Source organism: Limnobacter sp., from assembly GCF_043511195.1.
Lineage (GTDB): Bacteria > Pseudomonadota > Gammaproteobacteria > Burkholderiales > Burkholderiaceae_B > Limnobacter.
In genome coordinates, this window is record NZ_CP121330.1 from 1,280,495 (window position 1) to 1,299,815 (window position 19,321).

General features: G+C 53.4%; 24 protein-coding genes. 10 read left to right on the forward strand and 14 right to left on the reverse strand.

Translation table 11 applies throughout. From position 1 onward, the window contains the following. Positions 1-111 precede the first annotated feature (111 nt). Positions 112-510, forward strand: a complete 399-nt coding sequence (locus tag P0D43_RS06185) for a type II toxin-antitoxin system RelE/ParE family toxin (protein ID WP_394673522.1) — start codon at positions 112-114, stop codon at positions 508-510. After that, positions 507-809, forward strand: coding sequence for a helix-turn-helix transcriptional regulator (locus P0D43_RS06190; RefSeq protein ID WP_159572615.1), 303 nt, complete (start codon positions 507-509; stop codon positions 807-809). Before P0D43_RS06185 ends, P0D43_RS06190 begins: the two co-directional genes overlap by 4 nt. Here the strand turns inward: P0D43_RS06190 and P0D43_RS06195 are convergent. Both P0D43_RS06195 and P0D43_RS06200 read right to left on the reverse strand, forming a co-directional pair. After that, positions 806-2,428, reverse strand: coding sequence for an NAD(P)/FAD-dependent oxidoreductase (locus P0D43_RS06195; protein ID WP_394673711.1), 1,623 nt, complete (start codon positions 2,426-2,428; stop codon positions 806-808). The two genes, P0D43_RS06190 and P0D43_RS06195, sit on opposite strands and share 4 nt — an antisense overlap. 45 nt (positions 2,429-2,473) lie before the next feature. Beyond that, entirely contained in the window at positions 2,474-3,979 is a 1,506-nt protein-coding gene (locus P0D43_RS06200) for a winged helix-turn-helix domain-containing protein (protein ID WP_394673523.1), read from the reverse strand. 131 nt (positions 3,980-4,110) lie between these two features. Between P0D43_RS06200 and P0D43_RS06205 the strand changes: the two genes are divergently transcribed. Then, on the forward strand, positions 4,111-4,638 hold the full coding sequence (locus tag P0D43_RS06205; protein ID WP_394673524.1) for an OsmC family protein: 528 nt from the start codon (positions 4,111-4,113) through the stop codon (positions 4,636-4,638). A 34-nt stretch (positions 4,639-4,672) separates the two neighbouring features. Continuing rightward, positions 4,673-5,473, forward strand: a complete 801-nt coding sequence (locus P0D43_RS06210; RefSeq protein ID WP_394673525.1) for an alpha/beta fold hydrolase — start codon at positions 4,673-4,675, stop codon at positions 5,471-5,473. Here P0D43_RS06210 and P0D43_RS06215 read toward each other — a convergent pair. The 3 genes from P0D43_RS06215 to P0D43_RS06225 form a co-directional block, all read right to left on the reverse strand. Then, entirely contained in the window at positions 5,447-5,758 is a 312-nt protein-coding gene (locus tag P0D43_RS06215) for a hypothetical protein (RefSeq protein WP_394673526.1), read from the reverse strand. The two genes, P0D43_RS06210 and P0D43_RS06215, sit on opposite strands and share 27 nt — an antisense overlap. Further along, positions 5,742-6,317, reverse strand: a complete 576-nt coding sequence (locus tag P0D43_RS06220) for a nucleotidyltransferase domain-containing protein (RefSeq protein WP_341236540.1) — start codon at positions 6,315-6,317, stop codon at positions 5,742-5,744. The genes P0D43_RS06215 and P0D43_RS06220 overlap by 17 nt, the downstream gene beginning before the upstream one ends. 97 nt (positions 6,318-6,414) lie before the next feature. Next, entirely contained in the window at positions 6,415-6,870 is a 456-nt protein-coding gene (locus tag P0D43_RS06225; RefSeq protein WP_341236539.1) for a hypothetical protein, read from the reverse strand. 122 nt (positions 6,871-6,992) lie between these two features. Between P0D43_RS06225 and P0D43_RS06230 the strand changes: the two genes are divergently transcribed. The 3 genes from P0D43_RS06230 to P0D43_RS06240 are packed head-to-tail and all read left to right on the forward strand — an operon-like array spanning position 6,993 to position 8,933. Next, on the forward strand, positions 6,993-7,766 hold the full coding sequence (locus P0D43_RS06230) for a helix-turn-helix domain-containing protein (RefSeq protein WP_394673527.1): 774 nt from the start codon (positions 6,993-6,995) through the stop codon (positions 7,764-7,766). Beyond that, a complete protein-coding gene (locus tag P0D43_RS06235) occupies positions 7,763-8,092 on the forward strand; it encodes a YnfA family protein (RefSeq protein ID WP_159572631.1) in 330 nt (109 codons plus the stop codon). Before P0D43_RS06230 ends, P0D43_RS06235 begins: the two co-directional genes overlap by 4 nt. 22 nt (positions 8,093-8,114) lie before the next feature. Then, complete coding sequence (locus tag P0D43_RS06240; protein WP_394673528.1) at positions 8,115-8,933, forward strand: DUF4105 domain-containing protein; 819 nt, start codon at positions 8,115-8,117, stop codon at positions 8,931-8,933. A 21-nt stretch (positions 8,934-8,954) separates the two neighbouring features. Here P0D43_RS06240 and P0D43_RS06245 read toward each other — a convergent pair whose 3' ends face one another. Next, entirely contained in the window at positions 8,955-10,178 is a 1,224-nt protein-coding gene (locus P0D43_RS06245; protein ID WP_159572635.1) for an MBL fold metallo-hydrolase, read from the reverse strand. A 53-nt stretch (positions 10,179-10,231) separates the two neighbouring features. Continuing rightward, positions 10,232-11,131, reverse strand: a complete 900-nt coding sequence (locus P0D43_RS06250; RefSeq protein WP_394673529.1) for an alpha/beta hydrolase — start codon at positions 11,129-11,131, stop codon at positions 10,232-10,234. Positions 11,132-11,309: 178 nt separating this feature from the next. Between P0D43_RS06250 and P0D43_RS06255 the strand changes: the two genes are divergently transcribed. Next, positions 11,310-12,812 carry a flavin-containing monooxygenase gene (locus tag P0D43_RS06255; protein ID WP_394673530.1) on the forward strand — a complete coding sequence of 501 codons (1,503 nt, stop codon included), beginning with the start codon at positions 11,310-11,312 and terminating at the stop codon, positions 12,810-12,812. A 2-nt stretch (positions 12,813-12,814) separates the two neighbouring features. Here the strand turns inward: P0D43_RS06255 and P0D43_RS06260 are convergent, their stop codons facing one another. Next, positions 12,815-13,063: a DUF1653 domain-containing protein gene (locus P0D43_RS06260; RefSeq protein ID WP_159572641.1), complete on the reverse strand. Its 249-nt coding sequence runs from the start codon at positions 13,061-13,063 to the stop codon at positions 12,815-12,817. A gap of 99 nt (positions 13,064-13,162) precedes the next feature. Here P0D43_RS06260 and P0D43_RS06265 point away from each other — a divergent pair, with 99 nt between their 5' ends. Beyond that, a complete protein-coding gene (locus tag P0D43_RS06265; protein WP_159572643.1) occupies positions 13,163-13,444 on the forward strand; it encodes a hypothetical protein in 282 nt (93 codons plus the stop codon). 18 nt (positions 13,445-13,462) lie between these two features. Continuing rightward, the gene (locus P0D43_RS06270; protein ID WP_394673531.1) at positions 13,463-14,032 is read left to right on the forward strand and encodes a YggT family protein; all 570 of its coding nucleotides are present in this window, start codon (positions 13,463-13,465) and stop codon (positions 14,030-14,032) included. A 69-nt stretch (positions 14,033-14,101) separates the two neighbouring features. On the opposite strand, the gene P0D43_RS06275 is transcribed toward P0D43_RS06270, so the two are convergent. The 6 genes from P0D43_RS06275 to accB are packed head-to-tail and all read right to left on the reverse strand — an operon-like array spanning position 14,102 to position 19,175. After that, a complete protein-coding gene (locus P0D43_RS06275; protein WP_105027234.1) occupies positions 14,102-14,581 on the reverse strand; it encodes a glycine zipper 2TM domain-containing protein in 480 nt (159 codons plus the stop codon). A 20-nt stretch (positions 14,582-14,601) separates the two neighbouring features. Beyond that, entirely contained in the window at positions 14,602-15,558 is a 957-nt protein-coding gene (locus tag P0D43_RS06280) for a carbohydrate kinase family protein (RefSeq protein WP_159572649.1), read from the reverse strand. 36 nt (positions 15,559-15,594) lie between these two features. Continuing rightward, complete coding sequence (locus P0D43_RS06285) at positions 15,595-16,395, reverse strand: zinc-ribbon and DUF3426 domain-containing protein (RefSeq protein WP_341236534.1); 801 nt, start codon at positions 16,393-16,395, stop codon at positions 15,595-15,597. Between the two features lie 37 nt (positions 16,396-16,432). After that, positions 16,433-17,347 (reverse strand): 50S ribosomal protein L11 methyltransferase, encoded by a 915-nt coding sequence (gene prmA, locus P0D43_RS06290; protein ID WP_341236533.1) that lies wholly within the window; start codon positions 17,345-17,347, stop codon positions 16,433-16,435. Between the two features lie 6 nt (positions 17,348-17,353). After that, positions 17,354-18,703 (reverse strand): acetyl-CoA carboxylase biotin carboxylase subunit, encoded by a 1,350-nt coding sequence (gene accC, locus P0D43_RS06295; RefSeq protein ID WP_159572655.1) that lies wholly within the window; start codon positions 18,701-18,703, stop codon positions 17,354-17,356. 16 nt (positions 18,704-18,719) lie between these two features. Then, a complete protein-coding gene (gene accB, locus P0D43_RS06300; RefSeq protein ID WP_159572657.1) occupies positions 18,720-19,175 on the reverse strand; it encodes an acetyl-CoA carboxylase biotin carboxyl carrier protein in 456 nt (151 codons plus the stop codon). Between the last annotated feature and the right edge of the window lie 146 nt (positions 19,176-19,321).

Consider the following 19,321-nt stretch of genomic DNA (forward strand, 5'->3'; position numbering starts at 1 on the left):
TGGGGAGGGCAAGCAAAGCTTTAGAACTGAATGCCAGTAATTGTTACAGAAGAAGCTTGACCTTATTGAAATGGGTGGTTGTTGGTGGTTCGTAACAAAAGCACAGAGAGTTTGACTTACGCACCAAAAAAGGTAGATTTAAGCGAAAGTGATTTTTCCATTAAGCAATTCAAATTGAATTGCGTTTCTTATCGTCAGGCCTCAGGTGATGAGCCAGTTAGAGCGTGGCTAAAGGCCTTGAAACCCGATGCTGATAGGAAAATCGTAGGCGCTGATATTTTGACTGTTCAGTACGGGTGGCCGTTGGGTTTGCCGCTGGTCGATAATTTGGGCGGTGGTATTTGGGAGGTTCGATCAAAGTTACGCAATCGAATTGCCAGGGTGTTGTTTGTGATTGAAGACGGCGCAATGATTTTGCTTCACGGTTTTATCAAAAAGGTTCAGAAAACACCAGTGCAAGAATTAGAGATCGCTAAGGATAGGCTGAGTAAGTTAAGGGGCTGTAAATGAACAAACACGTGGGCTCAAATTTTGAAGACTTCTTGAAAGAAGAAGGTATTTTCGAAGAAGCGGAAGCTTTGGCCATTAAGAAAGTGATTGCTTGCATGATTGAGCAAGAAATGATTTCCAGGTCGATACCAAAAACTGAAATGGCGCGGAAAATAGGAACAAGCCGAAGTCAGTTGGACCGACTTCTTGATCCTGAAAATACATCAGTCACTTTGGCAACGCTTGTCAAATCGACAGCAGCGATCGGAAAAAAAATGGTGATCACTTTTGAGGATGATCCACAAGCCGTAGTTGCCTAACCTTCCACCAAACTTTTCGCCACTGCCTCGGCCACTTCAATGCCATCCACACCAGCAGACAAAATTCCACCTGCGTAGCTGGCCCCTTCACCGGCCGGGTACAGGCCTTTCACATTCAGGCTTTGGAAATTGTCGCCGCGTGTAATGCGCAAGGGCGACGATGTGCGGGTTTCAACACCGGTCAACACTGCGTCGTGCATGTCGAAGCCTTTAATTTTTTTTCCAAACGCGGGCAGTGCTTCGCGCATGGCGGTAATGGCATATTCAGGCAGGGCTTGCGCCAAATCAGTCAGGTGAACCCCAGGTTTGTAGGAAGGTTCTACGCTGCCCAGTTCTGTCGATGGTTTGCCTGCAATAAAGTCGCCCACCAGTTGGCCAGGCGCTTCATAGGTGCTGCCGCCCATCACAAAGGCATTCGATTCCAGCTTGCGCTGAAAGGCAATGCCTGCCAGCGGGCCGCCGGGGTAGTCGGCTGGGCTGATGCCCACCACAATGCCCGCATTGGCATTGCGTTCGTTGCGGGAGTACTGGCTCATGCCGTTGGTGACTACGCGGTTTTCCTCCGAGGTGGCCGCCACCACCGTGCCGCCGGGGCACATGCAAAAGCTGTACACCGAACGGCCATTGGCAGCATGGTGCACCAGTTTGTAATCGGCTGCGCCGAGCAGCGGGTGGCCTGCATGTTGGCCCAGGCGGGCGCGGTCGATCAAGCCTTGTGGGTGTTCAATTCGAAAGCCCACGGAAAATGGTTTGGCTTCCATGTACACGCCGCGTTCGTGCAGCTTGGCAAAGGTGTCGCGTGAACTGTGGCCCAGCGCCAGCACCACATGGTCGGCGCGCAGTTCGTAGTGCTTGCCGTCTTGAAAGTTCTCGATGGTCAGACCACGAATATGGCCGTCTTCAATGTGGAAGTCGCTGACCCGTTGCTCAAAGCGAATTTCGCCACCCATGGCGATAATTTGCTCGCGCATGTTCTCAACAACCTTCACCAAACGGAAGGTGCCAATGTGCGGCTTGCTCACCAGCAAAATTTCTTCGGGTGCGCCGGCTTTCACAAATTCGGTCATCACCTTGCGGCCCAGGAAGCGCGGGTCTTTGATTTGACTCCACAATTTTCCGTCCGAAAACGTACCCGCTCCGCCTTCACCAAACTGCACGTTCGATTCGGTGTGCAGCACGCGCTTGCGCCACAGGCCCCAGATGTCTTTCGTGCGTTCGCGCACTGGTTTGCCGCGTTCAATCACAATGGGTTTGAAGCCCATTTGCGCCAGCATCATGGCGGCAAAAATACCGCAGGGGCCAAAGCCGATTACCACGGGTCGAATGGCAGGGGCTTCATTCAATTTCACCGGCAACTGGTAAACCATGTCGGGCGCAGGCCGAATGTGCGAGTTGGTGCTGAACTTGTCAAGAAGTTGGGCTTCAAGCCGTGCACTATTCAGTTTCACGTCCACGATGTACACCAGCAGCAGCTTTTGCTTGCGGGCGTCGTAGCTGCGCTTGTAAATGCTGAAGCCTTGAAGCTGGTCGGCAGAAATTTTAAGCGTGCTGCAAATTAAGGCGGGCAGGGCGTCTTCGGTGTGGTCGAGTGGAAGCTTCAGCTCGGACAGGCGGATCATGGCGTGTGTACCTTGTGGATCTGTTTTTCGGATCAAGGGCGTATTTTATGCTTTTGCCTGCCAAAGTGCACTGATTCGCGCGGCTATTTTTTTGCCGTGTGACTGTGCAATTTCTTCAATGGTTAGTTCGGGGCGAACAGTGCGCGCTTGCGTTAAAGCATGTTGGGCACATTCTGCGTTACCCAATGTGTCGAACGCGGCAGCTTGGGCCACATGAGCCAGATGAAAGCGCGTGTCATGCTGAACAGCTTTTTGGGCTTCTTCCAGGGCCTCGTGGGGGCGGTCTGCACGCAGCAGGAAGCAGCTTAATATCCACAACCAGAAGCCGAGTCGCCTGTCTTTTGGGCTAATGCGCATGCCGAGCCGCATTTGGGCGATGCCCTTTTCAAGCTCGTTCATCATTGCCAAAGCCGCACCGTGGGCCACCTGTGCTTGTGCGTTGCTTGGGTTCAAACGCAAGGCCGCCTGCAAGGTGGTTAGTCCTTGCCGGGTTTGTCCCAGGTCGCACAGCGCGCAGCCTGCGTAACCCATGACTTCGGAATTTCCTGAGTCCAGTTCAATCGCTTTTTGTGCGGCATTCAGGGCGTTGGCCTGAACTTCGTCAGAGTGGGGAAGCAGGCCAATGTTTCGTGACAGTGCTGTGAGCAAGGCGAAATGTGCCTGAGCCAGCCCAAAGTCACGGTCTATTTCCAAACTGTTTTCGAGTTGATGCCGCGCATTGCGCAAGCCGGTTTCGCTCCAGCCGTGCTGGCCCAGTGCGCCCATGGCTTCTTGGTAGTGTGCCCAGGCGTCGAGGTTGTGCGGGCGTTGCCGGCGAATGTGTGCAATCTCCGCTTTGATCAGTTCGGGCTCAAGCTCGCTGAGTACCCCTCTTGCAATGTCTTCCTGCAGGTCGTGGCCGTCTTGGGGAGAACTCTCGAAACGACCACTCCAGAACACCTGCCCAGTGTGTGCGTTTGCCAGTTGTACATTCACACGTATCAAATTGCCCACGGGCCGAATGCTGCCCAGAACTGCGTATTGCACTTGAAGTTGTTCCGCGATTTCGCCCAGACTGGCTTCAGAATGCTGAAACATTTGTGTGGATGCTTGTGAAATGATCAAAAAGCCGGGCACTCTGGCCAGCAATGCAATCACGCCTTCAAGCAAACCTTCAGCCAAAAATCGCAAATCAAATTGTTCGCCCAGAATTTTGAAAGGCATGACAGCAATTGTGGGGTGTTTGCTTTGCGAGGCGACTTGCACGTCGGCGGTGGATTTGACCGGAAGGCTGAACTGGTAACCACGCCCAGTCAACGTGGCAATGGCTTGGCTACCCAGCACCTTGCGCAAAGCCGATGTTTGTACCGTCAAATTATTTTCTTCAACCACCACACCCGGCCACACGGTCTGAAGAATTTCATCTTTGCTAAGCACCCGTTGGTGGTTGCTCACCAAGCACAACAAGAAATCGAAGGTGCGTGGGCCCAAATGAACGATTTCACCTTGACGCAACAGAATTCGTTCGCCTGTGCGCAATTCAAAGTGACTGAAAAAATAGGAAGGGCTCAAGTGACATTCCTGCGGTGGGCTGTTAGTAAAATATAGCAAACATTTAGGAATTCCTAGGGATTAAAAACCAGGTGGTGCTGCACAGTGAAGGCATTGAGTCGTTCATTGTTTTTACACCACCGGAGTTTGCCATGTCTGTTTCTGTACCCAATGCCCAGCGTGAAGTGCGCGCCCTTTACAAGGAAGATCCCGGTGCTGCAATGGTGACAGACCATGCGGTGACCCGCGGAGTCGATCCTTCCGATCCTTTTCATTCTGTTGTTGAACCCATGGATGGCTGTGGGGTGGCAGTGCCAATTGGTGTACACCGCGCCTTGGGTGGTTTGCACGATGCGCCCACTCCGGGCGACATGTTGTGTGCGGCGCTTGCTGCCTGTCAGGAGTCTTCCATGCGCATGGTCGCAAATGTGCTGGGGGTTGAACTGGAGTTTCTGGAAGTTCGCGTGACCGCTGATGTGGATGTGCGTGGTGCGTTGAACATGTCGCCCGATGTGCCGGTTGGCTTTCAGCGGATGCGGTGTGCGGTCCAGTTCAAAGTCACGGAGGGCACTCATCCTGACATGGTCAAAGCGCTCACCTTCGCGGCCAAGCGCTGTTGTGTGGTGCAACAAACGCTGAAAAATCCACCCCAAGTTGAAACCAGCTTTCAGCTCAACTAAACTCGATTCATCCTTCATCTATTTCAGGATCGCCATGGCCTCTGTTCAGCCCTATTTCAAAGAGGCCGGCTCCGGCCCCGCTGTGCTGTGTTTGCATGCCAATGCCTCCCATTCTGGCCAGTGGAAAGGTTTGATGCATTTGCTTTCGCCAGAGTTCAAGGTGATCGCGGCCGATTCTTATGGCTCGGGACAAACACCCGACTGGCATTCCGATCGCGTCATTTCCCTTCTTGATGAGGTTGAATTATTGGCGCCCGTGCTTGAACAGGCTGGTGAGCAATTCACATTGGTGGGACATTCTTACGGTGGCGCGATTGCCCTGAAAATTGCGCTGATGTTTCCTCATCGAGTGCGTGCCCTTGCGTTGTTTGAGCCCACTTTTTTCTCTGTGGTTGAACATGAAAGCCCCTCGCCAAACGAGGTGGACGGTATTCGCCGTGCAGTGGCCAATGCCAGCGCGGCTTTGGAGGGTGGTGATTCAAACCTGGCTGCGCAGCACTTCATTGATTTTTGGATGGGGCAGGGCAGCTGGGCAAAAACACCAGAAGAGCGCAAGCCAACGGTGGCGGCCTCGGTGCGCAACGTGCGCCGCTGGGAGCACGCTTTGTTCAGCGAACCAACCACCCTGGAAGCATTTCGGGGCATACAAGCCCCGGTGCTGTGCATGGTCGGTGGCAAGTCGCAATTGTCTGCACATTCAGTTGCCAACAGATTGGTTGCGACCTTGCCGAGGGTAGAGTTGGTGGAGTTTCAGGAGTTGGGCCACATGGGCCCAGTGACGCATCCAGATGTGGTCAATGAAGTCATTTCACGTTTTGTGAAAAAGTCCGGTTAATACCATTGCTACAGGCAGATATTTTTTGAGAATGCTGACCATGGCTTGTGCATCTGCGTCTTTGGTGCGTACTCCATGGTGTTCAAGGATGGCCTGAACGATTTGAAAATAGCCTTCGTAAGCCATCGTGAATATCTGAAGGGTTTTTTCTTCAGGGAGTAATTCACATGCTTCGAGGTAATTCTTTGCATTGTCCAAAAAGCTCTTAACTGCTCCTGTTGTGGGCAATACTTCCTCAAACGCTTTGATCTTGATCAGGTTTTCATATTCAGCCGGTCTTGGCATCAGGCAATACCATTAGTTTTGGAGCTTCATTAATTTGTCGGCAGATTGGATCGTTTTGAATCAACCTTTTCCATTCACTGGGTTTGTAAATAGTGAAGTTGATAGGTCTGCCAAGTGAGCCTTCCATTGTATGAATCGGTTCGGCAATATCCAAAACACTTAACTTGCCGATGATCATCAGATCTATATCACTCGAGCTAGAGTCTTTTTCTGTTGCGATCGAGCCGAACACATATGCTTCGTCGATTAATTTTGAAAAAGGTGCAAGCACATCGCGAATTGGTTCTGTGATGCCAAATGTTTTTTTAGCAATCGAGGTCAACTCGGAATAAAGGAAGTGATCTTTGTTCGCATAAATTTGACGAAGGCGTCCGTATTCTCTGTTCTCCTTCAGAATACCTGCCGCCAACAAACGTTCGATTTGTTTTTGTGTGCTTCCTCGCCCTGTGTTTGCAATGTCTAGCAGTGCACCCAATGAATATTTGCGTTCTGGATTCAGCAGTGTGGCTCGAAGCACTCTCTGCACTGTGGGTGTAAACATGAAGTCGATCGAACTCATATATCCATATATTAGGGATTAATATCCACATTATATGGATTTTTAAGAAAATCCACAAACTATGGCGTTAAATCCATAGTTTGTGGCTTAAAGCGACTTACCGGCAATGCTTGCGCAAAGCCAGCAGCGGTATGGCATACAACACCGCAAAGCCTGTATTCATAACCGCGTTTTGCCAAAAGCCGCTGTACAGTGAAAACGCGGTGTCGGGCACATACCAAGCCAACACGGATATCGCAATCATGTTGCATGTTGACTTGGCGTCTTTGGCTGAAAGCCTGCGTACCAGCATGAACATAAGCGCACCCCAGCCCACCATCACCGAGCCCATCACGGCGTGGGCCAGTTCAATGTAGGCAGAGGCCTGAGGGTCAAAGGCAGCAAATTGTGCAGGGTTTTGAAATACCAACAATCCGAATGCCTGCTGGGTAAGCCCGGGCGCGAGCACCATGAGAAGGCCAAACAGTACAGTGAATTCAGTGGTGTAGGTTAGCCATTTGATCCAGAAGGTTGGAGTGCTGGTCGGTGTGTGGGGCATGGTCGTGGTTTGCATGTCGAATCTCCTTGCGTGGTTGAAAGTGGTCGGGTTCAACGCCAGTTTCAACAGGAAGGGTCATTGCATCAATAACCTGCCAGGTCATAGATTCCAGTAATTTTCCGTGGCAGTATTGGCACATGCACGCACACGCCCCTACCAAACATGCCGGAATTTGCCTTCGCGATTTGCGTTCAAGGCAGAAGGAGAGTCAACTCGATTTGGCTTTGCGTGTGGGCGTGTCTCAGCGACATTTAAGTTGCATTGAAACCGGCAAGGCCAGTGCCAGCAAAGACATGTTGCTGGCCTTGCTTGAAGGTTTGGATGCGCCACTTAGCGAACGGAACGAAACTTTGGTGGCCGCGGGTTATGCGCCGGTGTTTGGCAACAGGCCGATCGATCACCGCGACATGCACACCATCAACGAGGTGATTGATTTAATGCTGACGGCGCAACATGCCGCGCCCGCCATGGTGTTGGACAGTCAATGGAATTTGGTGAAATTCAACCCCAGCTTTGTGCGCCTGTTGCAATTGCTCGAGTTTGATATGGCTGCTTTGCAAGCCACGCCCAATGTGCTGCTGGCATTGACGGCACCGGGTGGTTTGGCCACGCGCTTGCTCAACCCCGCAGAGGTATTGGGCGACGTGCTTCGCAGGGCGCAACGTGAAGCATTGCATGTGCCCTCCCTTCAAGCCATGCTGCAACACATTCCGCAGTCCATGTTCGATACAAAGCAGCCGCAGAGTTTTAACAACCCCACTTTGGTAACGCGATTCAAAAGCACTGCGGGCGAACTGCGATTCATCTCAACCTTCACCAGCTTTGGGGCTCCCTTGGACATCACCGCCGCGTCGTTAAGAATTGAGCATTTGTTCCCGGCTGATGATGCCACCCGCAAGGTGTTTTCATGATCAAAACATTTCTGCTTTTTGCGGTCACTGCATTCTTTGAAATATTGGGTTGTTATTTGCCTTACCTTGTTTTGAAAGAAAACAAGTCAGTGTGGTTGTTGCTGCCGGCTGCAATCAGTCTCGCCTTGTTTGCGTGGTTGCTTACCTTGCACCCCACCGCGTCGGGCCGGGTTTATGCCGCTTATGGCGGTGTGTATGTGGCCATGGCCTTGGTCTGGCTTTGGGCTGTGGATGGGGTAAAGCCCACAGCATGGGACCTTGCAGGCGGAGCGGTCACTTTGCTGGGCATGGCCATTATTGTGGCTGGCCCACGTCATATTGCGTAAAAAAATGGGCGATGAGTACCTTATGATCCGATTTTTTCTAGTGCCAGTTTTCCTGGCCTTGGCTGTGTTTGCCATTTGGTGGTTTTCGCAAACGCCCAGCCACAATCGGCAATGGGCTGACGATGTTGCCCACATGCTGCAGGCCGATGTGAATGGCGACAAGGTCGTGCTGAAGAATGTGCGCAATTTTGAATGGCGCACAGAAACGGATTACACGCCGCGTTGGGAAACACGCGAATACGATTTAAGCCAGTTGCAAACAGCCGACTTGGTGCTGTCGTACTGGATGGGGCCGAAGATCGCCCACACCTTGGTGTCGTTCGGTTTTGCGGATGGGAAGTACCTGACTTTCTCGCTGGAAATTCGAAAAGAAATCGGCGAGAAATTCTCCGCATGGAAAGGTTTTTTTCGGCAGTACGAAGCCATTCTGGTGGCGGCTGATGAAGCGGATATTATTCGCACCCGGAGCAATGCGCGTGGCGAAGATGTTTACATTTACCGCATGGCGATTCCGCCTGAGCAACTGAAAACCTTGTTTTTGGCCTATATCGACCACGCCAAATCACTTGAAAAAACACCCGAGTTTTACAACACCTTGACCAGCAATTGCACCACGGTGGTGTTTGACATTGCCAAGCGGATTGTGCCCGATTTGCCGATGGATTATCGCTTGTTGCTCAGCGGTTACTTTGCCGAATACGCGCATGAGCAAGATGGTTTGGTGGAAGGGTTTGGCTACGCCGAACTTCAGGAAAAAGGCTACATTGTGCCGCGTGCCAAATCCATGCAGCCCGGCGAAAACTTCTCGGAAGTGATTCGCCGTGGCGTGCCCGGAATGTAGCAAAGCGCGCAATCCGATTAATCAGCAACCACCTGCCCAGCGTGGGTCTTTAATGCTGTAGCTGCGCGGTTTCATGTAGTCCACTGGGTCGCGCAGGTAGTCCACTTCAGGTGGCTTCGGTAGTTTGGCAACTGCGTCAAGCCAGGTGGTTTCATAGGCTGAAGCACCACCACCAATGCCGGGTGTCCAGGCGTCGTGGTGCGTGGGCAAGGCCACCTTGGGTTTGGTCAGGGCCACATAAGCCAAGGCATCGCGGTAGGCGCTGGTCACCAGGCCAAAACCCACAATTGCATTTAACTGCACATCCACACATTCCGGAAGTTTTGAAAGGGCATTCGCTACCGCTTCGCTTTCCGCATTGCCTGCTTTCATGATGCCGGTGGAGTCGTGCCAGAACCACGCAAAGTCGCCCGCGCGGAAGTGGTAAGCCCAAGTGCCACCGGCAGGTTGACCCACGCCGCCATCATCACGCAGGGTGCCGACAAAGCGCAGTGCCTCGGCCATGCTGGTATTCAGGTAAGTGGGAAAGGTCAATACGTCAGGAATGTACACCAGCGGCATGCCACCACTGAGCAAGTCGGTAGGTTCGGCGGCCGAGTGGGTGTGTTGCACCACATGCACCGGGGCCACATCTTCCCAAATCTGAATGGCGCGTGTGTTGCCGGCACCAGGGTTGGTTTGGTCACCCAGGTTCAGGCAGGGAAAGTTGTTGGCAATGCCTTCACTGGCCGCACGTTCGCGGGCAATGTCGCACACTGTGCTGCCCGCCACCAACAGTGCATTGCTAAGGCCCGCCACATAGCCAGCATCGGCGGCATGGTCAAAGTGCCCATGGCCGATGAATATGGCTTCGGGCTGAATGGCCGCCAGTTCTTCTCGGCCAATGGGCACATAGTCAGCGTGCAGGCCGACAATTTCCCAAGCGTCCATCAAGAACAAATGGCCTTTCATGCTGACAATAAAGCTCGATACGCCCACCCACCAAAATTTCACTTGCTCTGGGTCCATGGCATTCGCGCCAAGAATGCGTTCGCGTGTGGCTTGCAGTTCAGCGCTGGGTGCGCGGGCAGCAGGCAGGGGTTTGAAGTTACTTGCTTCAAATACATTGGGGCGGGTTTCGCTGGGCGAGGTTCGGCCCGTGGCTGTGGTCTCTGAACCGGAGTCACCGCCCAAGCAGGCTGACAAAAGTGGTGCAAAAAGCAGGGCACAGGCCCACAGGCCTGCACGTGAAATAGAAGGTGTCATTGTTGTGGGTGTTGAATGTGTCTCCAACACCTTGTACTGCCAACAACGTTGTTTTAGATGCCCTTCACCAAGGGTGAGAAAAAGCGAATGATTTTGACCAAGTCTTCTTTGGCCTCGGGCAAAGCAATGTTCATGGTGGGCCAAATGTGAGGCATGCCAGGGCGAGTCAGCAGGGTGATCTGTCCGCCCACTTTGTCCACCGCGTCGCGCAGCAGCACGGAATCATCCAGCAGGCATTCGTTTTCACTGGCGGTTACCATCAGTGGTGGTAGGCCTTTCAGTTTGCCCAACAGGGGCGAGGCCCGCTCGTCGGCCGGGTCATGGCCGCACATGTACAAATTGGCCGCATGCTCGATCATGTGGGCAGACAACATGCTGTCGGTTTTGTCATTGCCTTCAATTGAAGGTGACAGGCGACGCATGTCGGTGGCAGGAGAAATCAACAGGCCGCCATGGGCAGGCAGTTTGTTTTTAACCGCATGTTGCAGTACCGCCAAGCTTAGGTTACCGCCAGCAGAATCGCCGGCCACGAAAAGGGGTTCGCCAGCGGGTGTGTCAGCCACCAAGGCTTCAAAGGCTGCAATACAGTCGTCCAGCGGCGCAGGAAAAGGGTTTTCCGGTGCAAGGCGGTAGTCCACCATGAACACTCGAAATCCCAAGGCATTGGCCAAGGCGCCGCAGAAGGGGCGGTACATGGGTGGGTGCCCAGCCACAAAGCCGCCGCCGTGAACGTAGAGCAATGCGCCCTTTGGATTAACCGGAATCAGCCACTCGCCGGGTACACCGTCCAGTTGCCCTTTGATGTGTTTCAAGCCTTTGGGCACGGGCGCCAGCAAGTTGGATGCGGCGGTCACCATGCGAAACCTGCGTACAAAACCAGCACCATTTCCCCTGTAACTTTTCAGGGCAATGCTTGCAATTTTGTTCATCACTTTGGCTTGAATCGAGGGCATGGTTTTCCTTTTCGAAGGTGGGGTGAGTATTTATAGCACTGCCAGCGCTGATCAGTTTACCTTGAGTTTTCAATGCACTTGATAAATTCGGACAAATCCGGAGTCGATCCACAAACGCTATTTTCAGGGCTGAAAAAATCGGCACAATAAAAAAAGAGAAAAACCAAACGGAGACACCATGGCGATATTCGACGAAGACATTTTGATCATTGGCGCAGGTTTGTCAGGCATTAGTGCCGCATGCCATTTGAAAAAGGAATGCCCCAACCGAAAGTTCACCATCCTTGAGCGCCGTACCACCATTGGCGGCACTTGGGACTTGTTCCGTTATCCGGGTATCCGATCCGACTCTGACATGTTCAGTTTCGGCTTCAAGTTCAAGCCTTGGAAAAATGCGCACTTTTTCTCGCAGGGCAATGACATTCGCAGTTATGTGCACGAAGCTGCCACAGAGAATAAGGTGTTCGATCACATTCGTTTTCAGCGCAAAGTGAGCGATGCCAATTGGGACAGTGAGGCCCAACGCTGGGTAATCAATGCCGTGAATGAAGCCACTGGCGAGCCCGAGCAATACCGTGCCAAATTCATGATGGCCTGTGCAGGTTATTACAACTACGACCAAGGCTACCGCCCCGATTTCCCGGGCGAGAAAAACTTCAAGGGTTTGATTGTTCACCCCCAGCACTGGCCAGAAAACCTGGACTACACCGGCAAGAAAGTGGTGGTGATTGGCAGTGGTGCCACGGCGGTTACCTTGATACCGAGCATGGCTGACAAGGTCGAGCACATCACCATGTTGCAGCGCTCGCCTTCGTATATTTTCTCGCTGCCCTCGGTGGATGCACTCACCAAGGTGTTGCAAAAAACCTTGCCTTCCAAATTGGCGTACAAGCTGAACCGCACGCGCACCATTGGCTTGGCGCACTTCATGTTCAAGGCCAGCAAAAGCAAGCCCGAGGTGGTGCGCCGCTTTTTGATCGCGATGATGCGCAGGCAACTGAAGGGCTCCAGTGTAGACATCAAGCACTTCACACCCAACTACATGCCCTGGGATCAGCGCCTGTGCTTGGTGCCCGATGGCGACTTTTTCAAAGCCCTGCGCGGCGGCAAAGCCAGTGTTGCCACGGACACGATCAAGCAATTTGTAGCCAATGGCATTGAATTGAATTCGGGTGAAGTGCTGGAAGCGGACATTGTCGTGACCGCCACTGGTTTGAATGTGCAAATGGTGGGCGGCATGAAAATTTCGCTGGATGACGAGCCAGTCAACCTCAGTGAAAAAATGTTCTACAAAAGCGCCATGTTGCAAGACCTGCCCAATGCCGCTGTGGTGCTGGGTTACACGCATGCCTCATGGACTTTGAAATCCGACCTGGTCAGCGGCTTTGTATGCCGCCTGCTGAACCACATGGACAAAAAAAGCCATGCAGTGGCGGTGGCCAAAACTGCGGATGTGCAGCCTGTTGAAGGTTTCACGGTACTGGGCGGTTTGAATTCGGGCTACTTGAAGCGAGTGGCAGACCAGTTGCCGCGCCAGGGTGAAACCCACCCGTGGCACAACCGGCAAGACTTTTACCATGACACCAAAACTTTGCTGGAAGACCCGGTGGATGAACCGGGCATGATCTTCGAACCCGCGAAGGTTGAAAAAGCCAAACCAAAGTTGAAGGCGGTGGCTTAAATTTAATTGTCGCTGTCGACCAGGGTGAAGCGCTGGGTCATGCGCTCACCCACCTGTACCATTTCAAAAAACACGTTCATGGGGCGAGTCCAGGCGGTGTGTGCGTCGCCGCTCAGGGGGCGGTAAACCACCACTGGGCTCAAATCGCTTTCCTGAATGGCCTGGCAGATGATTTCATACAGCCCGCCTTTGTAGTGGCGGTAACGTTCGCCGGTTTTCACGCTGTGTGTTTGTTCTGGCACGTGACTCATGGGTGTCTCCTTTGTGGTTCAAAGTCATATTTCTTGAATATTCAAGGTCATATCGTTAAACTGTACGGCTGTCCTTGAAGAATTGAAAGGAGTTCCTGAATGCCTGCAAGCAAGCGAGCAACCGAGGAAACCAGCAAGCCGGTGAGCAAAACCGTGAGCAAGCCCGTTGCCAAAGCAGAGCCGTCTGAAAGTAAAGCGGCACGCCCTGTAGCTACAACCCGTAAACCATCCAAAACTGCGCTTTCACCCTCCGAGGTAACGCCGTTGGCCCTGCTTACGCCCAGCAAGCCTGCGCGTCGCCGCAGGTCGGGTGCTGCCAAGCCCAGAAAACTCAAGGGTGCCACAACCACTTGGCCATTTCCAACAGGCTCACGGCCTTAACCTGCTGAACGCTTCACTATGCTTCTAATCGATATTTTGCGCTTACTGCTGGAAACAGCCGCCAGCCTGCTGACCTTTTGTCTGTTACTGCGCGCGTTGATGCAGTGGGTGCGTATTCACCCCAGTAATCCCTTGTCGCCTTTTATTTTTTCGATGACCGATTGGTTGGTGAAACCGCTGCGCAAGGGTGTGCCCGGTTATGGCGGCATTGACTGGGCGTCCATTTTCGGTGCTTTTGTGGTCTCGTTTGTGTTGCACATAGTATTGGTGCTGCTCACGGTGGGGCTGTCCAGTGGTGGGCCGGGTGTGGGCTCATTGATAACGCTGACCATACCCATTGCCATTTTCTGGGTGCTTCGCAATGTCGCTTACCTGCTCATGGGTATTGTGCTGATTCAGGTCATTTTGAGCTGGGTGAATCCGTTCTCGCCGATCGCCTCTATCCTGAACGAGCTTTCCCGCCCGTTTTTGGAGCCATTGCGCCGGGTTCTGCCCACAATTGGTAACGCGGATTTGTCACCTTTGGCGTTTTTGCTGATTTTGCAAATCGTGATGATGGTGCTGCAAAGTTTGATGCCCGGATTCTGATCGCGCTGCGCAGTCAATAAAAAAAGCACCCCACGGGGTGCTTTTTTTGTTTCAAGTGCTGGTTGTGAATTAGCGAGTTACCCGAGAAGTGCCACCGCCACTTACAATTCGAACCCGGTCACCTGGGCGGAAATCTTCGCCAGCGGCATCCTGAACATAGGCGCGCAAGGTGCCGTTGTCCATTCGAACGGTGATTTCAAGACCTTGGCGCGTGGACGCATTGCGTTCAATGGCTTGGCCTGCTACGCCACCAGCCACTGCACCCACAATGGCACCCACTGCACGGCCGCTACCACCACCGACATTGCTGCCGGCAATACCACCGATGATGCCGCCTGCCGCTGTGCCCACACCGTTGGTGTCGCCTTGAATGGTCACTGTGCGTACGCTTTCTACTGTGCCTTGTTCGATAATTTGGGCGCGACGTGTTTCACCTTCGCGGTACACCTGACCCGAACTGCTTTGGGTGGCACAACCTGCAAGCGCTGAAAGCGCAATCAGGGCCACTGCGCCGGTACTTCTAAAACTGAACTGAATTGACTTGGCCATGACTAGTTTTTCCTTTCAAGTTACCAGGGTTGTTGGCCGAAAGCGGCTGCAAACCTGGATGCGATTTCTTCCCGGCTGTATTGGTAAGTTTGTGGGCCTTTGGCTGCAATCTTCAAAGAACCCATCAAGCTTGCCAGTTTGGCCGCATTGACTACGCCCATGCCTTCTGTAAGGCCATAGAGCAAGCCGCCGCGGTAAGCATCGCCGCAGCCAGTGGGGTCGGCGATCTGTTCTGCTTTAACGCATTGTATGTTGTGTCGTTGACCCTGTGTAAATACCCAGCTGCCTTCCGCGCCGCGTGTGACTACCAGTGCTTCCAGCTTCTCTGCGATTTGTTCCAGACTCAGGCCGGTACGGTCGCACAACATCTTGGCTTCATAGTCATTGACCGCTGCGTACGTGGCAAGTTCCAAAAACCGGTCAAGTTCAGGTTTACCGAACATGGGCAGGCCCTGGCCAGGATCAAACAAGAACGGAATACCCGCTGCCGCGAATTGCTCGGCGTGTTGCATCATGCCGTCCCGACCATCGGGGGCAATAATACCCAAAGCGATGTCTCCCGCATCGGCAACCTGGTTCAAGTGCGAGTGGCTCATGGCACCGGGGTGAAAAGCGGTAATTTGATTGTCGTCCAGGTCGGTGGTGATGAAAGCCTGTGCGGTAAATTCTTCGCCAATCTGCTTCAGGCAACTGGTTTCAATGCCCAAAGTTTGCAAGCGTTGAAAGTAACCACCGGCATCGTGCCCAATGGTGGCCATGGGCACAGGTTTGCCGCCCAGCATATTCAGGCTGTAGGCAATGTTGCCGGCGCAGCCACCCCAGTCTTTACGCATGCTGGGTACCAGAAACGCCACGTTCAGAATATGTACCTGGTCAGGCAGAATTTGATCTTTGAAACGGCCTTCAAAAACCATGATGGTGTCGAATGCAATGGAGCCGCAAATTAAAACGCGCTTGGTGTTGGTGGGGGAATTCATGTGAAACAGTCCAGTAGTTAAAAATTGGCTTGGCGTTTATTGTTCGCTTGGGCCTTGGTCGAATAATTCAAGCCGAAAACCGGTTGCGGCGCTTTCGGGCAGTTGGGTGTTCAGCGTGCTCAGGTTCAAGTATGCCAGCACTTCCACTGTTTTTTTACCAGCAATTAACGGGGCTTGGCTGGCTGCGCTTTCATCCCTCAGCTGATAGTCGCTCGGGCTTAGCGATTTGCTGGCCAGTACCAGGCCTTGTGGGTCGAGTAGCTCTACTTTCAGGTGCGGCCACCGGGCTGGCAAGGGGAGCGGGTTGTGCAGTGTCAGGTCAACCCGCAAATTGTGTTCATCGAGCGCTTGCAAGCCGCTGCCCTCTACCTGTAAGGCTTGAGTAGCCGGGCTTGCAAACAGGCGCTGCATGCCTGGTGCGGCGGTGTTAATGTACGCAGCCAATTCTGGTGCCTTTTGCAGCAAGGGCACCCGTTGCCACCACAAAGCCTGAAGACCAAGCATGACAAGCAACGCCACGCAGGCGACTTTCAGGGCCGGGCTGCTGTGCTTGAAATTCAGCAATGGTTTTTTTGGGGCGGTGTTGGCAAACAATTCTTCAGAGCCGGTGCCGTCTCCACCGGTCAGGTTGTGATCGCTGGTGTAGCCGCTGTTGCCTTGCCGGGGACTCAAATCAAGTTTTTGCCATGCCTCAGTGTCAGCCGAGGTGAGGTGTTCAATACCCGAAAACACGGTTTGGCACTGCCCACAGCGCACCTTGCCTTCATGCAGTTGCAGTTGGCCAGAGGTGACTTTGAACAGCGTGTTGCAGTTGGGGCAGCGTGTGGCAAGGCTCATGGCGCTAGTTTAACCTTGCCGGACGAAGGGTTTGCCTTCAGTCGGCGGCTTTTTGACCATGCAGGCATACCCAGCCATCGCGTTCAGCCCACACCGCCAGGTTGATCCATTGGCGGTAGTGTTCAATTACTTCCTCGGCTTGCCGCGCCAACACGCCTGAAAGCACCAGTTGCCCGCCCGCTTCAACATGGTTGCACAGCGAAGGCGCCAGTACTTTCAGCGGGTTGGACAGAATATTGGCCACGACCACCGGGAACTGGCGCTTGGCCAAGGGGAAATCGGGCAAACCACAGGGCATTTCAACACCGTTGTTGCTGGCGTTGTAGGCGGTGCTGTCCACAGCTTGGGGATCGATATCCACACCAATGGCCTCGGATGCACCCAATTTGAGCGCAGCAATGCCCAAAATGCCGGAACCACAACCGTAGTCCAGCACGTTTTGGCCTTTCAGCGGAAACTCGCTGAGCCAGCGCAAACACAGAGCCGTGGTAGGGTGTGAACCCGTGCCAAAAGCAAGGCCGGGGTCGAGTACCAAATTGATTCGGTCGTCAATGTTTTGGGGTTCGTGCCAGGAAGGCACGATCCACAGGCGGGCGGAAATGGGAATGGGGTCGAATTGGGATTGCGTTAAACGAACCCAGTCTTCCTGAGGCACTTCGGTGTACTCAATTTCTGCTTTTCCCAGCAAATTGGCGGGGATTTCGCCGAAAATTTGTTCACCTTCGGCCTTGTTGCGAAACAGGGCCACCACATTGTTCAGGTTCCACGCCGCTGATTCAGGTTCCATGCCGGGCTCGCCAAACAAGGGTTGCTCGTCTTCGCTGTCGGCATTGGCGTCTTCAAGGCTGACGGCCAAGGCCCCCAACTCCATGAGCAGGTCCGACACTTCGTCGGCTTGCTCAAAGGGCAGGGTGAGTTTGGCTTGTATCAGTGGTGTGGCCTGTGCAGTCATATTGATTTACTTAAAGCGCGCTTCGAGTTTGTGCTCAAGGTAGTGAATGCTGGTGCCGCCCTCAACAAAGCGGGCGTCTTCCATCAATTCACGGTGCAACGCGGTGTTGGTTTTAATGCCGTCGACCACCAGTTCTGCCAGGGCTTGGCGCATGCGGGCCATGGCCTGCTTGCGGTCTTCGCCATAGGTGATCACTTTGGCGATCATGGAATCGTAATGGGGTGGAACGTTGTAGCCGCTGTACACGTGTGAATCGACGCGCACACCGGGGCCTCCCGGTGCGTGCCAGTTCTTGATTGGGCCGGGTGAGGGCACAAACTTGAACGGGTCTTCGGCGTTGATTCGGCATTCCATGGCGTGGCCACGGAATTCAATGTCGCGCTGGCGGAATCGCAATTTCTGGCCAGCGGCAATGCGAATTTGTTCCTGCACAATGTCAACACCCGTGATCATTTCTGTCACTGGGTGCTCAACCTGAACACGGGTGTTCATTTCAATGAAGTAGAACTCGCCGTTTTCATACAGAAACTCGAACGTGCCTGCGCCACGGTAAGCAATTTTGCGGCAGGCTTCTGCGCAGCGTTCACCAATGCGCTCGATCAGGCGGCGGGGAATGTTCGGTGCCGGTGCTTCTTCAATTACTTTTTGGTGGCGGCGTTGCATGGAGCAATCGCGCTCACCCAGCCACACGGCATTTTTGTGCTCGTCAGCCAGGATTTGAATTTCAATGTGGCGGGGGTTTTCAAGGAATTTTTCCATGTAAACCGCTGGGTTGTTGAACGCTGAACCTGCTTCGGTTTTGGTCATGGTGACCGCATTCAACAGTGCCGCTTCCGTGTGCACCACGCGCATGCCGCGACCACCACCACCGCCGGCAGCCTTGATGATGACCGGGTAGCCAACCTGGCGTGCAATTTTCACGATTTCGCGGGGATCATCGGGCAATTCGCCTTCCGAGCCGGGCACGCAGGGCACGCCAGCAGCGATCATGGCACGCTTGGCGGACACCTTGTCGCCCATCAGCAAAATGGATTCCGAACGTGGGCCGATAAATACGAAGCCGCTTTTCTCTACCCGATCGGCAAAACTGGCGTTCTCGGAGAGAAAACCGTAGCCCGGGTGAATCGCTTCTGAATCAGTGACTTCAGCCGCGCTAATGATGGCTGGAATGTTCAGGTAGCTTTCTTTGGAGCTGGGTGGGCCGATACAAACAGATTCGTCGGCCAGTTTTACATACTTGGCATCCACGTCGGCGGTGGAATACACCGCCACGGTTTTAATGCCCATTTCCTTGCAGGCGCGCAGAATGCGCAGGGCTATTTCGCCGCGATTGGCGATCAGTATTTTTCCAAACATGGTGGCAGCTCCTGTTCTATTCAATCACGAATAGAGCTTGACCAAACTCCACAGGTTGTCCGTTCTCGACCAGAATGGCCTTCACAACACCAGACTTGTCGCACTCAATTTCATTGAGCAGCTTCATGGCTTCAATAATACAAATGGTTTGGCCTTCTTTCACCGTGCTGCCAATTTCAACAAAATTGGACGCGCCCGGGCTGGGCGCACGGTAGAAGGTGCCGACCATGGGCGAGGTCACTTTGTGACCAGCGTCAACGGGGGCGGCGGCGGGCGTTTCCGCGGCAGGTGCTGCTGCGGGGGGCGCCATGGCTGCTGGCGCCTGCTGCATCATTTGCTGCGGCATGGCCATGGTGTATTGAGGCTGGCTTTTGACGATACGTACCTTGCCTTCGCCTTCAGTCACTTCCAGTTCGGAAATATCTGATTCAGCAACCAGGTCGATCAATGTTTTTAACTTTCTGAGGTCCATTTACTTGCTCCATCTAGGGAGGTTGGTTTTATATGGCAGTACCCAACCAAGCGCGAGGTGAATTGAGCCTAACTTCGCTTAGTGTGCACTGAAAATCAATTATTTTCCACCGTGGCGGGCATTGGTGAACCTTGCTTCATGGTTCG

Bases quoted from the DNA above. Each gene is read 5' to 3' on its own strand.
- prmA (WP_341236533.1), bottom strand. From the start codon at position 17,347: ATGACTGCACAGGCCACACCACTGATACAAGCCAAACTCACCCTGCCC.
- accB (WP_159572657.1), bottom strand. From the start codon at position 19,175: ATGGACCTCAGAAAGTTAAAAACATTGATCGACCTGGTTGCTGAATCA.
- accC (WP_159572655.1), bottom strand. From the start codon at position 18,703: ATGTTTGGAAAAATACTGATCGCCAATCGCGGCGAAATAGCCCTGCGC.
- P0D43_RS06265 (WP_159572643.1), top strand. From the start codon at position 13,163: ATGCCTGCAAGCAAGCGAGCAACCGAGGAAACCAGCAAGCCGGTGAGC.
- P0D43_RS06285 (WP_341236534.1), bottom strand. From the start codon at position 16,395: ATGAGCCTTGCCACACGCTGCCCCAACTGCAACACGCTGTTCAAAGTC.
- P0D43_RS06280 (WP_159572649.1), bottom strand. From the start codon at position 15,558: ATGAATTCCCCCACCAACACCAAGCGCGTTTTAATTTGCGGCTCCATT.
- P0D43_RS06230 (WP_394673527.1), top strand. From the start codon at position 6,993: ATGCACGCACACGCCCCTACCAAACATGCCGGAATTTGCCTTCGCGAT.
- P0D43_RS06260 (WP_159572641.1), bottom strand. From the start codon at position 13,063: ATGAGTCACGTGCCAGAACAAACACACAGCGTGAAAACCGGCGAACGT.
- P0D43_RS06240 (WP_394673528.1), top strand. From the start codon at position 8,115: ATGATCCGATTTTTTCTAGTGCCAGTTTTCCTGGCCTTGGCTGTGTTT.
- P0D43_RS06225 (WP_341236539.1), bottom strand. From the start codon at position 6,870: ATGCAAACCACGACCATGCCCCACACACCGACCAGCACTCCAACCTTC.
- P0D43_RS06235 (WP_159572631.1), top strand. From the start codon at position 7,763: ATGATCAAAACATTTCTGCTTTTTGCGGTCACTGCATTCTTTGAAATA.
- P0D43_RS06220 (WP_341236540.1), bottom strand. From the start codon at position 6,317: ATGAGTTCGATCGACTTCATGTTTACACCCACAGTGCAGAGAGTGCTT.
- P0D43_RS06255 (WP_394673530.1), top strand. From the start codon at position 11,310: ATGGCGATATTCGACGAAGACATTTTGATCATTGGCGCAGGTTTGTCA.
- P0D43_RS06215 (WP_394673526.1), bottom strand. From the start codon at position 5,758: ATGCCAAGACCGGCTGAATATGAAAACCTGATCAAGATCAAAGCGTTT.
- P0D43_RS06190 (WP_159572615.1), top strand. From the start codon at position 507: ATGAACAAACACGTGGGCTCAAATTTTGAAGACTTCTTGAAAGAAGAA.
- P0D43_RS06195 (WP_394673711.1), bottom strand. From the start codon at position 2,428: ATGATCCGCCTGTCCGAGCTGAAGCTTCCACTCGACCACACCGAAGAC.
- P0D43_RS06245 (WP_159572635.1), bottom strand. From the start codon at position 10,178: ATGACACCTTCTATTTCACGTGCAGGCCTGTGGGCCTGTGCCCTGCTT.
- P0D43_RS06275 (WP_105027234.1), bottom strand. From the start codon at position 14,581: ATGGCCAAGTCAATTCAGTTCAGTTTTAGAAGTACCGGCGCAGTGGCC.
- P0D43_RS06250 (WP_394673529.1), bottom strand. From the start codon at position 11,131: ATGCCCTCGATTCAAGCCAAAGTGATGAACAAAATTGCAAGCATTGCC.
- P0D43_RS06210 (WP_394673525.1), top strand. From the start codon at position 4,673: ATGGCCTCTGTTCAGCCCTATTTCAAAGAGGCCGGCTCCGGCCCCGCT.
- P0D43_RS06205 (WP_394673524.1), top strand. From the start codon at position 4,111: ATGTCTGTTTCTGTACCCAATGCCCAGCGTGAAGTGCGCGCCCTTTAC.
- P0D43_RS06270 (WP_394673531.1), top strand. From the start codon at position 13,463: ATGCTTCTAATCGATATTTTGCGCTTACTGCTGGAAACAGCCGCCAGC.